Source organism: Microbulbifer maximicatervae (SeqCode), assembly GCF_052467505.1.
Genome location: NZ_CP174313.1, coordinates 3,271,361 through 3,284,619 on the forward strand (window position 1 = coordinate 3,271,361; position 13,259 = coordinate 3,284,619).

Below are 13,259 nucleotides of genomic sequence, written 5' to 3' on the forward strand. Positions count from 1 at the left end.
GACAACCCTAGAAATGCATTTAAGCGCCATACTCCCAAAAACAAAAACCACTTATTGAAATCAAGATGGTCAGCACTTCAATCAAAAAATATCAGTTTTTATGTTTTCTTATTTACGTATTCTGCTCGCTTGACGCTGCTGCCGAAATGATAGCGATACAGATTTCTGCTCCTAATGGATCAAACCTCTACACAGAACAACCTATCGATAAAAGTACAGATATCAAAGGAAGCGAGCCTATCTATATCAAAATATCATCAACTCAATATCAAGCAATAAAGTGCAAAGGGCCGTGGGGCGCTACAAAGTACAAAAAATGGATGACGGAGGGGCCTGGTTTCAAGCTCTACCAAAGTGATAAGCAGCTGCTCATTCAGGTTGTTGAACACCGGGTAATTAGCGCTGACATAGCCATTAACTCCATGAGCATACATTGCATGGACGCAGAACCTAAACAAGTTATTAAATCAATAGCGGAGATAGTGATCGAAAGATCAATAAATTCAGAAGAAATACTAGAGTTTGATAACGGGTATAAATTATCTTACCAGTACTCAATTACAAAAGGAAAGCCGTAAGTTTAGTCATTCAGGAAACTATTCATGCCGGCATAAACTTTTGCGCACTCCCCTTTCACTAAATCTTCAAGAATCAAAAATGGATGAATCATATCGGAAAAATGAACATTTTCAGACCTAACACCCACCTCTTCCACTTTCCGGTAGTAAATATCCCCAGTATCCCGGTGCGGGCAAAACTCCACGGTAAAAACTAAGGTTTCAGGAAGAGCTGCCGTAAAATCCATAAAAAGAGGGGATGCTTTTTTTCTACACTGCCCCTCAGCAAAATATTGCCCCAAGTACCAAATTGATTTTCGTGCCTCTAAAAAATAGCCTACCGCATTCTCTTCATGGGACCGTAAATGCATGGTGTAATCGAGAACCGGATAAATTAAAACCTGCTTTTTAATCTTAACGCTGTAGTCAAATTGAGCCAGGTGAGACATTGTGGCGGCCAGAGCGCCACCTGCAGAGTCCCCAGCGACAGACAAACTCGGTTGATAATATAAGCCCAATCTATTCAGTGCCGCCCAAACCCCAACAACTGCGGCATAGCAATCTGTTACTGCGCTCGGATAGCGATTCTCAGGGGCCAACCGGTACTCAGGCGCAACAACAATATGTCGAGTCTCCCGGGCAATCTTTCTGCAAATCGGGTCAAATGAATAAACGTTTCCAGCTACATGACCACCGCCATGAAAATAGACAAGAACAGGTAGAACTTCATCGGGATAGGGGACAAAGACTCTTACAGGTACGTCATATCCAGAGGCATAGATAATGCCATCTTGTACCGAGGCAACATCTGGAATATCGGTCACATACTTATCTATAAACTTTGTGGTCGATTCCCGAACATTGATGGGGTTGAACTCAAAGCCCTTCGAGTAGAGCTCTTTCATAGAGCTGTTGAATTCTTCGAGAAACCCCGAAAGGCGGTCATTTACTTTACGCATTGTCGTTACAGCCAGGATAGAAGAGACTTCGCCGTACCCGTGAATATGAGCCCCTTCACCGGGTACGACGTCGATAGCTTGTATCCCCACCACAACAACAGCCCTAAATCTCCTGGCGAAAATGCCTGAAACGACATTTCATCTAGTGATAGCTACGAGCCCAAACTACTCAAGAGGAGTAAAAGACCGGTGCGGATACATAACTCCAGAATAGAACTGTAGCAACCATAATAATGACTGCCATGACGAGTGACACCGTAATAATTGCACTGGCAAAAAGGAAGCCACGCTCTTCAGAAACACCCATCACAATAGGAATTCCCAAATAAAGCAGATAGACGGCGTAAGCAACCGCCAGAGTTGCGAGCAGTATGTCCAACCACAACACAGGGTAAATCCCTGCAATACCCACAATAAAAATAGGCGTGGCAGTGAAACCCGCTACAACAACGCCTTTAAGGGGGTGAGTTTCAGCTCCGTAAGTCTTGGCCATCCAATGGATGAAATAACCAATAGCCGTGACAGCCAAAACCATTGTGCAATAAAATACGGCGACCAATTCCAAAGCACTTTGTCCCGTAATTCTCACCGGGGCACCAGTGCCAATCGTCCAGCCAACTTGTGTCGTGCCAAAATACCACGCAGCTGCAGGAAGTAATGCCAGAACGATGACATAAGGAACCTGTCTACGCAGATTACGTTCAGAGAGACTGCCAATAAGCTGCCACTGTCTACGTGGTTGCAGCATAAGGCCAAGCATATGGGTCAACATCTCGTTATCCTCGACTGTGCAAGGAACTATAAGCGAGACCTATTAGCTCAAATTGATCTTGGAACTGCTGGTCAAAATGAGGTGTACCGCAATCAGGCCACTCTCAAGCTCCAATTTATTTCTTATTTAACCCCTTCACTTTTAGGTGTTAAGGTCGCACAAGTCAACAAACTCAATTAAATTGGCGGGAATATTTACGCGAGCGTTTCGCTTGGAAACAAGTAAATAGAAAACACTGCTACAAAAAAACCCGCGAAGGATAAAGCAGGATTTACGGTGGGGAAAAGCTGGTTACTAGACCCAGGCAGCCTTGGAGACTGCCCGGGTACGAAGATTTAGTACTTAAACTACAGGCTCAACAGAGTGCATCCACCCGTAAGCATCCTCAGAACGCCCCTCCTGAATATCCAGCAGTGCTTGTCGCAAACGCTCTGCAACAGGACCTGGGGCATCGGCTAGTTCGTACTCCTTATCGCCATCACCGATTACGCTGATAGGACTGATTATTGCAGCAGTACCACAAGCAAAAGCTTCGCTACAGTCTCCAGAAGCTACCTGCTCTAACAGTTCATCAATGGGGATCGCCCGCTCAACAACCTTGTACCCCAATCCCTCCGCAAGCTGGATCAGAGAATATCGGGTGATGCCTTCGAGAATTGAGCCGTTCAACGCTGGGGTATATATAGCGCCATCAATGACCGCAAAAAAATTCATCCCTGACAGCTCATCGATACTCTGCCGATTAGAGGGGCTCAACCAAAGCGACTGATCATAACCTCGCTCTTTAAGGCGGCCGATACTAAGTAGAGAACTGGCATAATTTCCGCCAACCTTAGCATCCCCAGTTCCCCCTACTGCAGCTCGAGCATCTTCTCTCTCAACCCACAAACGCATATTGCCGGAATGGTAGGCTTCCGAGGGACTAGCTATTACATAAAATTCATAGGCATTACTGGCTGAAACCGTTAGGTCCGGCTGGGTTCCCATTAGGAAAGGACGCAGGTACAGGGACTCACCGCTGTTGCTCGGGAGCAGGCCAGCGCAGTAAGCAGTCACAACACGAACGCCATCCAGGAACAGGGACTCAGGAACCGGAGGCATACATAAGCGCTTCGCTGAATATGCCATTCGTGCAGCATTCATTTCGGGCCGGAACAGTGCAGCTCCCCCCTCGGAAGTTCGATAGGCCTTCATTCCTTCAAAGCATGACTGCGCGTAGTGAAGTACCTTAGCAGCAGGGTCGACGGTCAGAGGCGCATAGGGGATCAACTCTCCACTACTCCAGCAACCATCCTGCCAAATGGCGCGAAACATTACTGGGGCCATGGCGGTTCCAAAGCCCAGCTTCTCGGGTGCTTCATAGCCCCGAAGGCTTACCGCGATCTCTGGATCGATATAGATACTCACTGAGCTCTCCTCTGAATTCGAATCAGCTGATTATGGCGCTTGTTACGCTGCAATCCAAATAGATCAACCTCTGATACAGCAACAGCAGTAATCTAACCCCAAATTCAGCATACTTGTTAGGACGATGATCCACCTATTTAGCTTCCGCCATCCTGATGTGGCACCAGCGCCAACCAAGCCACTCGCTACACTTCGCTGCCAAGTCGCGATATCGGACGTAATCAACAAATTTTTGGCATCTACTTACAGTCCCTCACCCCTAATTTGCACTCCCAACTGCTAAACCAAAAGGGTGGTCACAGGCATGCTGGCGCAATGGGCATTAAGTGGCTGAAGTACCCGCCGCAGCTTCCTTCTTGGCACATAGTGCTAGCTATACTGACTAATACGCGGCCAGGCAGGCATTTATAAGCATCCAGTCGCGCCGTCACTGTGAGCTTGAGGATACCCCCTCAATGCGCTCAGGGTCGAGAGAACCACATTCAGGAGAGAACTTCCGCCGTATTCGCTGTTGCAGTGGGCGAGCGGAAATAAGACCCGAAAACTGACAGGTGCAGGTTCCAACCTCAGCTGTTTGGTATTCGGTGAAGCCAAATATGAAACGGAAGTGGTTCAATCGTGACACAGATAGATACCAGCAATTCCTTTGCTATCGGCTTGATGTTTACAGCCACAGCACTGCTGTGTAATGGCGCCCTGGCCGACGATGGCGCACCTGTGGCAGTCCAAACTAATGCACCTCCAAAAGCCTTTATTGAAGCCGCCTCGAAACCACTCAAGAAAACACCTCGACAGCTAAGGCCCTCCGAGGCTGTAGAAAATTACCGTGAACGTATAGAGGAGCTCGAAGCCCAATATGGTGCTTATGGCGCCGGTATTGATGAACAGCTTTTGGGGCTGGCTACCGCATTACAGAAAGCTGGCGATCATGAGCAGGCTGTCACTGAATTTCGTCGTGCAATGCTGATTAGCAGAGTCAATGAGGGGCTCTATTCACTAAGCCAAATCCCTATGATCAAGCGCTTGATCGAGAGTCAAATAGCGCTCAATCAGTGGGAAGAAGCTAACGACAACCAGCAGTACCTCTACTGGCTCTACCAGAAAAATTACGGCGAAAAAGACCCCCGTATGCTGCCAGTAATCAACAACTTGAGTCGTTGGCATTTACAGGCTTATGTGGAGGAAAAAGGGGACACGCTATTTGAGCATCTAATTAGTGCAACCAATCTTTACAGTTTGGCGGTAGATATTATTACAAAAAACTTTGGCTCCACCGACCTTCGCCTTGTTGATGCCCTGCGCGGATTAAAAGCAACTAACTATTATCTGGCCACCTATAAGGGTGAACCCAACTCTCCAGTTTTTGTTAACGCCAGCTTTGGTGGTAGTGGCCCCGACTCACATCAGCGAACCAAATTAGATCACTACCGGATGAAGAGTTTTAACACCGGGAAAAAAGCCATTACCCGTATCGTTGATGTCTACCAAAGAAACCCCAAGTCCCCCCCGGCAGCATCAGCCAAAGCCAAAGTTGAACTCGGCGACTGGTACATGATGTTTAACAAGTGGCACTCCGCACGCCAAACCTACGGCGAGGCCTACAAGGCACTTTGGGATAACGGTGCCTCTAACGATGAAATTGAGGACATATTTGGACGGCCTGTGGCTTTACCCGCGCTCCCCGTTTTGGAGTCGGACAGCAAAGCCCTAGCCAATTCCCGGATTACGGTCTCCTATGATGTCACGGCTTTTGGCAAGGCGAGGAATATAAAAATACTCAGGGCTTACCCTTCAGATAAAGTAAAGATCCGCTCAAAAGTTAGAAACATTCTAAAACGCGCTAAATTCAGACCAAGGTTTGAAGATGGAGAGGCGGTGGAAACCCGCGGAATTGTGCAACGCTTTATATTCGACTGAGAAACCTATCACCACTGACACCAGCTCGATGTGGAATCTACGCAAATAATCAAATAACAACTATTTTTAAAGTTCCACATTGAGCATTTGCTAGTACCGGAAAAACACTTCATGTGTCTCACGCGGTCACACCGGCAAACAGTCTAGGAGAGAAAGAGATGACACCTCGAGCAGCGGTAGAAAAAATTCACCGCCACAGCTGTTTGTCAAATGTACTGGTACCAATTGCTTTGGCGGCGATCTTAACCGGTGGGTGCAAGAGCCAACAAACTCAGTCACAGCCACCAGCAATGCCATCTCTACCATCCTCCAGTTCATCTTCCAGTTCTGCATCGCAATCACAATCGCAATCTAGTAGCAGCAGTAGTTCGCAAAGACCTGGCCAATCAACGGCTTCGAGCAGTGGGCAGCCTAGTAGCAGCTCTTCCAGCCAGCCCAGTGCGAATATGCCTACAGCGAGATCAGAACAGAGCCAGCCCTCCAGTAGTGGAAGTAGCGGATCAGAATCGAGGGATCAAAGTTCACCTGGGGATCAAATGCCGGACCCAAACGGTTCAAATGATCCATCGACACCAATTTATACGGATCCCGAACAAACCAGCCAAAATGGAGAGAAACCTACTGATCCTTCGTCTGGTGAAGATGGAACGCCTCCCGAAGAAATTGATTTTTCTGAGGAGGAGCAATCATCTTCGTCTTCCAGCGCATCATCTAGTAGCTCAGCTTCTAGCAGCAGCTCATCCAGTAGTAACTCAGAGGCCAGCGGCGCGCCTGCCAGCAGTTCAGCTTCTGGGCAACCCGGCGGTGGTTCGCCACGTTCCGGTAGTGCCCCCAATGAAGCTCCCACTTCATCGGCAGATCGCGTTGCAGAACTTGAGGGCCAGTTTGAATCCACTATGGTCAGCTATGACGGCATGATTTTGCGGGAGCGTGACTTTGTAAGAAACAGACCGGGGTCAGCCTCCGAAGAAAATAAAGAAGAGGCGATGGATGAGGCACCACCAGCAGGGGAATCCCTAGAAGACTTAATTCAATCTGCAGAAGCCGAAATTCCACCTCCCCCCAATGCAGGCCCAACATCAGGTAACGGCCCCAAAAATAATAACTCCAGTGGACAAATAACCGGTCCCGGACTGCCCGCCTCTGGACGTAAAGGTGATTTTAATCACGGTGGTTCACAGGCAGTTGTGCCCGCCGATATACCCAGTGGTACAGATGATGACGTCGTAGCTCGACAGATTCGTGAAGCTGCCACACGCGAGACTGACCCCGAATTGCGCGAAAAGCTTTGGGAAGAGTATCGCAAGTATAAAAGTGCAACGCAGTAGTCTTGGAGAACGCCGATATGTCGACCAACCAAAAAACCCGACCGGTTAAGTATCAGTTCATAACAAGAGTCGCAGCATTTTTACTAACTCTTGTTGTTATCAATGGTTGTACCACTACCGAAGTCAGAACTACCGCATTTACTCCGCTAACAATCGAAGATAACAATGTTCCCGAAGAGAGACTGCTGGATGTCGGCGTTATTCAATTCAATCCAGGTCTCGATACAGCACAAGCAGATGAAGATGAGCTTGTTTTTCCCGAGCTTCGTCAAGCTGAATCCCGCTATATGGCTGTCACACTTGCCGATTCATTGCAGTCCAGCCTGGGGTGGGGAGCTGTAAGGGTTATTCCATCGAGCCGCACCAATATTGATGTGACCGTATCCGGGCGTATTTTGCAATCTGATGGAGAAAAGCTGACGGTGGAAATCACCGTATCCGATTCCCGGGGGCAGTTGTGGTTTACCAAGCAGTATTCAGAGAACGCATCCCACTATGCCTACGACCGAAAGCACCCTACTGAAGGAGATGCTTTTCAGGGAATCTATAACCGTATTGCTAACGATATGCTGAATTACCGACAAAAGCTTTCAAATCAGCAAATCGTAGAGCTGCGCACAATTTCTGAGATGCGGTTTGCACGGGATTTTTCTCCCCAGGCATTCAATCGCTATTTAACTCAAAGTGCTGAGGGTGTCTATTTTTTAAGTGCTTTACCCGCAGAGAATGACCCCATGTTGCAGAGGGTAAGAAAAATACGGGAAAGGGATTATCTGTTTGTCGACACTCTGCAGGAGTACTACGGCACCTTCGCCAAAAGTATGGAAGTTCCCTATCAGGAATGGCGAGCCCGCAGCTATGAAGAAGTAAGGGAGATGCGAGAGTTAAAGCGCAAAGCCCGCAATCACACAATTATGGGAGCAGCAGCCATTATTGGAGGTATCGCAGCTGCTGGCGCTGGCACTGGAAGCGCTCAGGCAGCTGGGCAGGTTGGAATCGGTGCCGGGGGCTATCTTGTTAAAAGTGCATTTGACCGAAAATCCGATGCCAAGATGCATTTGGAAGCTCTGCAAGAATTAGGAGACTCCATTGAGGCAGAGGTAGAACCGCAAATTGTTGAGCTGGAAGATCGCACTATTACCCTCACAGGTACTGTTGAAAATCAGTATCGGCAATGGCGGGAAATTCTAAAGGAAATCTATGAAGCCGAAACTGGCGCAGTCAGTAACAGCATTTAAATTACGTTAGAGGTACCCAAAAAGCACGCTAATCAATGTGATTAGTTATTACTGAATACCCAACATCTTCACTGGGTCATTGAATAACACGGCGGAATCACTATGCAGCACCGCGATAACTCCAAGGAAGATACAGTTCATATAGAGCCCGCAGAATTCACATTCGGCGGAGAGGAAAGCTCTAAATCCCCTAAGTCAACGACTGCCAATGCTATTCATCAACGGGAGCAAAGGTCCTACTGGCCCGCCGTTCTTGGGGTGATAATGGTAAGCGCACTGGTCGGTGTATTTTGGGGGCTTCCTCAAGTTGTAAAACCACCAAAGCGTTCAGCCGATACAATTGTCTCCGTACAGTCTGGAAACAGCGCAGCTGTAGAGAGCAACCAAAAATCTCCTTATAGCAATGCAGAAATAATGCAGCAGCGCAGGGAGGTTCAAAAGGTTCTCCAGGAAATTCTTGAAATCAAAGAAGAGCTCAAAGATCGAAAGGTAGAAGTATGGGCTTTTGAAGAATTCTACTCTGCTGAAGACTTGGCTCTAAAAGCTGATGAAATTTATCGCAAACGCAATTTTATGGCAGCGCTCGAAAAATACCGGGAATCACTCCAGGCATTAGAATACCTGAAAGATAGTATTCCCGAGCGTATTGAAACGTATATTAGTGAAGGTAATCGAGCTCTGAGTCAGGGAGATAAGGATTCCGCCAGCGATGCTTTCAAGATGGTATTAACCATATCCAATAACCATCCCAGAGGCCTTAAGGGTATTGAGCGAGCCGACAAACTCCCCCTCGCTTGGTGGCACTTAACTCAAGGAACAAAGGCATTTAAACAAGCCAAATTGGATTTGGCTCAGGAACAGCTCAAGAAATCTCTCGCGATCGACTCAGAAACTGCCGATGCTCAGGATCTATTGGCAAAGGTTGAGGGTGCAATTACAGAAAGGGATTATCAAAGCGCGATGTCATCTGGCTACGGTGCAATTGCCGAAGAAAAATTTGAATCGGCAAAATCCTATTTTCATCGAGCAAAGAACTTAAAGCCAACAGCAAAAGCCCCCGATATCGGCTTAGCACAAGCACAAAATGAAGCTGACAGAGTGCAGATAGAAAAACTCCTCCAACAAGCCCGCATGGAAGAAACCAAGGAAGAATGGCACAGAGCCCTAAAAAGTTATACAGATCTGGTCAAGAAGGACTCTAGCCTGGTGGACGCAATAACAGGCAAGGCTAGAGCTGCTGCCAGAGCAAAGCTGGATGACCAGTTAAAAGACTTAATTCAAGACCCATTAACCCTTGGCGAAGGTAAAAGGAACTATTTTGCCCGACAAGTACTAACAGACGCTCGCAAACTCAATACTAAAACCCCAAGGCTGCAAAGACAAATTGAAGACCTTGAAAATGCCCTGACACAAGCCCTGATCCCCTTACCGGTTAAATTCAAGTCGGATCGAACCACCAGTGTCACCATTTACCATGTAGGGAAATTAGGTAATTTTGACCAGAGAGAAATCGCGCTGAAACCTGGGCGCTACATCGCCATTGGTACCAGAGAAGGTTACCGAGACGTTCGCCAAGAGTTTGTTGTAAAACCAGGTAAGCCCACAACGGAAGTTGTTATCCAATGTGCCGAAAGGATAAACGGTGCCAATAATAGCTAAATGAGAGAACCCAGACAGCAGCATAAACTCTAAAAATAAGATTTTCCGTAATGAGCTGCGATGACAACAGACACCTCGTTGAGCTGAGCGAAACGAGGTGTTCTGTGACAAACGCCCTATAAATCCCCATGCAGATTACGCCAGCAAGCTAAGCTTTCTGCAGATAGAAAATTGTGTACCCACCTTTGGTCAGGCTGGCTGAGCATAAAGCGACGCGTGCCAAACCAATGCCATTGCGAAAAATCTATAAGTACCAGCAATAGGGAAACATAAATGACAGTGAAGGAAGCAGTACCTGTCCAGGATGAAAAGCCGCCAGTTCAGGAACAAAGCCTGATTGAGCCTGTTGGATTCACCCCGGTACAAATAAAATCTACCCGCGCGCGACTCTTTCTTTCCAGACGAGCATTGATTGTCGCAGGTTGCCTTTTACTCGCTATTTTTGCACTCAGCTATCTGATTATGGCGCGGTCATTAATCTTTGATACCAACCCGGTTGATGCCCGCATCAAGGTCAGTGGGTTCGCCATTCCTCTGGGCGATGGACATTTGGTTTTACCTGGTAATTATCAATTTACGATCAGTGCTGAAGGCTATTTACCCCAGAGCGGCGAAGTCGAAGTAAAACGTGACGGGCACAGTCGTCACTCCGTTTCCCTGGAAAAACTTCCAGGCCACCTACAGGTTAAAACAACGCCCCCTGTACCAGTAAAAATTCTTATTAATGGGCGGGAAGTACCCAATAAAAATGGTCTTGTGGAAGCAATCAACGCAGGTCCTATGCGTGTGACTGTCCTATCAGACCGGTACTTGCCGTTCACCCGTGAAATCAATGTTGAGGGGCTAGACAATACCCACACACTGGAGGCCGCACTTCGACCGGCCTGGGCCAATATCACCGTCAGCAGCAACCCTCCCGGAGCCACGGTCACGGTTGAAGGAAAAGTTCTCGGCAGAACACCACTGACCACTGAATTAGTTCAGGGCGACAGAACCGTATCCATTTCACTGCCGGAACATAAAACTGTCGATATTCCTGTCGCTGTTACAGCCGGTGTCGATCAAACGCTAGCAACCGTCAGCCTGGGACCCGCTGATGGACTTTTACGTGTTGTTACCACCCCAGAGGGAGCGGGAGTGACGGTCAACGGAGAGTTTCGTGGTCATACCCCACTGGAACTGAAATTGGCCTCCGGCCACAGACATAGACTTCGCTTCTTCAAGGATGGCTACGCCTCTATTGAGCACACTGTTGACCTCGGTGCTGGAACACAGCGTGACCTGAATATAAACCTAAATGCTGTGTACGGCAGGGTACACGTCAGTAGCGTCCCTCCAGATGCGGAAGTTTACATTGATGGTCAATACGCCGGGAACAGTGGACAAACTTTTAACCTACCAGCTCGCAGCCATAACATTGTCGTACGCAAACAGGGCTACCAGGAATTTGACACTCGTGTCATTCCCAGCACCAAACTGGAGCAAACTGTCAGGGCGGTACTGCTTACATCCGAACAAGCGCGCTGGAGAGAAACCCCCTCAACTTTGCGTCACGCAGCTGGCGGCACCATGAAACTCATGCGCCCCAACGCCGTATTTACCATGGGATCATCCCGGCGAGAACAGGGGCGGCGGGCAAACGAGGTTATGCGTCAGGTATCTCTAAATCGGCCTTTCTATATTGGGACCACTGAAGTTACTAACCGGGAATATCGGCGTTTCAAGCGCCTGCATACCTCAAGCCATATAAATGGTGTCAGTCTCGACAATGACAATCTGCCAGTTGTAAATGTCAGTTGGGTAGAGGCAGTGCTATTTTGCAATTGGCTCAGTGAAAGAGACGGTCTCACACCAGTCTATTTGACGGAAGCCGGGCGTGTTGTCGGCTTTGATGGCGCAGCCAACGGTTATCGTTTACCGACTGAAGCCGAATGGGCCTGGGTTGCACGATACGATCAAGGCACCATGAAAAAATTCCCTTGGGGAAATGAGCTACCAATAAAGAGCAATTCCGGAAACTACGCAGATACTACTGCCACAAAACTAGTTCCTGCAGTCCTTCGCACCTACAGTGATCGTTACGCAGCTACCTCACCGGTAGGTAGCTACAGTCCTAATGCTTTTGGTATTTATGACTTAGGTGGAAATGTCTCTGAATGGATTCACGATCTATACACGATAGGGACCGGGTTATCCCGACGTATCGAAGAAAACCCTGTCGGTCCAGAGGATGGGGACTTCCATGTAATACGTGGTTCCAGTTGGCGTCATTCGGGGTTGACTGAGTTACGCCTCTCCTACCGTGATTACGGAGAGTCCGCTCGTAATGATATTGGCTTCCGCCTTGCCCGCTGGGTGAATTAGGAGACTAGTGTGAAATTTTTATTACTTACTTTACTGCTTCTATTTATCAACTTCGCGTACGCAGAAGATGAAAACAAGCCGGAAGAGAACCAACAAACAGCGGCAGTAATCCCCAAGAAAGAAGCACCAATAACTAGAAATAAAAGTAATTCAGATGACTATAAGGCCTCGGAAGAAATCTCCGAAGACTTATCGGTTTCCTTTCCCGTAGATATATAGAAATAGCTTCTAGCGAGTATCGCCATGAAATTTAAATCATCAGATTTTGTCTTCCAGGTCTTTGCTCTTCTGGGGTCTATTATTTTGGTCCACGCGATTTATGTCGCCATTATTCGCCCTAATGCAGATGCGCTAATTGAGGAGCAACTGGCGAGGGAGGCCGCTGGGGAAACCTACGTTCAACAACGCTCTATCTACATTGTGATGCGCGACTATGAGCAAGAGGCCTGCTTTGTTCTGATGTTGTGGGCAATGGCCATTATGGGACTAAAGGCACAGAGAAGCATTCGCGAGCGAAAATTACTGGACAAAGCTCTACTTAATATCAGCGAGGGAACTCCTATTCTTCCCGAGGATACCCGTGATTTATCCCGCCCGATACAAGCCCTTCCTGAAGAGGAACGACGATATTTAGTTCCCAGGGCACTACTCACCGCCCTGCAGCGATTCGGTTCTACTAAGAATGTCGCCGCCGTTTCCAACTCTGTAAAAGAGGTTTGCGAAACTGAGGGAGACAGACTCGATTCTGAACTGGCAATGGTTCGCTATATTACTTGGGCTATTCCATCTATCGGCTTTATTGGCACGGTACGAGGTATCGGCGAAGCATTATCACAGGCGCATAGAGCCGTAGAGGGGGATATAGCTGGCGTGACGGTAAGTCTGGGGGTCGCGTTTAACTCTACCTTTATCGCCCTGGTAATTAGTATCGTCATTATGTTTTTCACTCACCAGCTACAACTCATGCAGGAGCGCCTGGTGTTGGATACACAAAGTTACTGTGACAACCGCTTACTGCGTTTCCTGAAAATCAGCTAGCGGTTTTACCTGAATAAGTC

Annotated in this window: 11 protein-coding genes; 8 read left to right on the forward strand and 3 right to left on the reverse strand. The window is 47.9% G+C overall.

All coding sequences use genetic code 11. The annotated features are described in order from the left end of the window. Positions 1–65: 65 nt before the first annotated feature. Positions 66–578 (forward strand): hypothetical protein, encoded by a 513-nt coding sequence (locus tag ACJJIN_RS14515; RefSeq protein WP_444895203.1) that lies wholly within the window; start codon positions 66–68, stop codon positions 576–578. Positions 579–580: 2 nt separating this feature from the next. On the opposite strand, the gene ACJJIN_RS14520 is transcribed toward ACJJIN_RS14515, so the two are convergent. From ACJJIN_RS14520 to ACJJIN_RS14530, 3 genes are all read right to left on the reverse strand, one after another. Next, positions 581–1,609 carry an alpha/beta hydrolase gene (locus ACJJIN_RS14520; protein WP_444895204.1) on the reverse strand — a complete coding sequence of 343 codons (1,029 nt, stop codon included), beginning with the start codon at positions 1,607–1,609 and terminating at the stop codon, positions 581–583. Positions 1,610–1,685: 76 nt separating this feature from the next. Beyond that, the gene (locus tag ACJJIN_RS14525) at positions 1,686–2,288 is read right to left on the reverse strand and encodes a Yip1 family protein (protein ID WP_444895205.1); all 603 of its coding nucleotides are present in this window, start codon (positions 2,286–2,288) and stop codon (positions 1,686–1,688) included. Positions 2,289–2,630: 342 nt separating this feature from the next. Next, the gene (locus ACJJIN_RS14530) at positions 2,631–3,695 is read right to left on the reverse strand and encodes a branched-chain amino acid aminotransferase (RefSeq protein WP_444895206.1); all 1,065 of its coding nucleotides are present in this window, start codon (positions 3,693–3,695) and stop codon (positions 2,631–2,633) included. 618 nt (positions 3,696–4,313) lie between these two features. Here ACJJIN_RS14530 and ACJJIN_RS14535 point away from each other — a divergent pair. The 7 genes from ACJJIN_RS14535 (at position 4,314) to ACJJIN_RS14565 (ending at position 13,239) form a co-directional block, all read left to right on the forward strand. Continuing rightward, on the forward strand, positions 4,314–5,612 hold the full coding sequence (locus tag ACJJIN_RS14535) for a hypothetical protein (RefSeq protein ID WP_413664377.1): 1,299 nt from the start codon (positions 4,314–4,316) through the stop codon (positions 5,610–5,612). 536 nt (positions 5,613–6,148) lie between these two features. Then, positions 6,149–6,940 (forward strand): hypothetical protein, encoded by a 792-nt coding sequence (locus tag ACJJIN_RS14540; RefSeq protein WP_444895207.1) that lies wholly within the window; start codon positions 6,149–6,151, stop codon positions 6,938–6,940. A 17-nt stretch (positions 6,941–6,957) separates the two neighbouring features. Continuing rightward, positions 6,958–8,178 carry a hypothetical protein gene (locus tag ACJJIN_RS14545; protein WP_413664375.1) on the forward strand — a complete coding sequence of 407 codons (1,221 nt, stop codon included), beginning with the start codon at positions 6,958–6,960 and terminating at the stop codon, positions 8,176–8,178. A gap of 102 nt (positions 8,179–8,280) precedes the next feature. Continuing rightward, complete coding sequence (locus ACJJIN_RS14550) at positions 8,281–9,837, forward strand: tetratricopeptide repeat protein (RefSeq protein ID WP_444895208.1); 1,557 nt, start codon at positions 8,281–8,283, stop codon at positions 9,835–9,837. Positions 9,838–10,110: 273 nt separating this feature from the next. Then, positions 10,111–12,201: a PEGA domain-containing protein gene (locus tag ACJJIN_RS14555; protein WP_444895209.1), complete on the forward strand. Its 2,091-nt coding sequence runs from the start codon at positions 10,111–10,113 to the stop codon at positions 12,199–12,201. Between the two features lie 9 nt (positions 12,202–12,210). Then, the gene (locus ACJJIN_RS14560; RefSeq protein WP_413664372.1) at positions 12,211–12,420 is read left to right on the forward strand and encodes a hypothetical protein; all 210 of its coding nucleotides are present in this window, start codon (positions 12,211–12,213) and stop codon (positions 12,418–12,420) included. A 24-nt stretch (positions 12,421–12,444) separates the two neighbouring features. Further along, positions 12,445–13,239: a MotA/TolQ/ExbB proton channel family protein gene (locus ACJJIN_RS14565; protein WP_282934287.1), complete on the forward strand. Its 795-nt coding sequence runs from the start codon at positions 12,445–12,447 to the stop codon at positions 13,237–13,239. Positions 13,240–13,259 lie beyond the last annotated feature (20 nt).

Coding starts and splice junctions, on each gene's coding strand:
- ACJJIN_RS14525 (WP_444895205.1), bottom strand. CDS start 2,288: ATGTTGACCCATATGCTTGGCCTTATGCTGCAACCACGTAGACAGTGG.
- ACJJIN_RS14545 (WP_413664375.1), top strand. CDS start 6,958: ATGTCGACCAACCAAAAAACCCGACCGGTTAAGTATCAGTTCATAACA.
- ACJJIN_RS14555 (WP_444895209.1), top strand. CDS start 10,111: ATGACAGTGAAGGAAGCAGTACCTGTCCAGGATGAAAAGCCGCCAGTT.
- ACJJIN_RS14565 (WP_282934287.1), top strand. CDS start 12,445: ATGAAATTTAAATCATCAGATTTTGTCTTCCAGGTCTTTGCTCTTCTG.
- ACJJIN_RS14550 (WP_444895208.1), top strand. CDS start 8,281: ATGCAGCACCGCGATAACTCCAAGGAAGATACAGTTCATATAGAGCCC.
- ACJJIN_RS14515 (WP_444895203.1), top strand. CDS start 66: ATGGTCAGCACTTCAATCAAAAAATATCAGTTTTTATGTTTTCTTATT.
- ACJJIN_RS14540 (WP_444895207.1), top strand. CDS start 6,149: ATGCCGGACCCAAACGGTTCAAATGATCCATCGACACCAATTTATACG.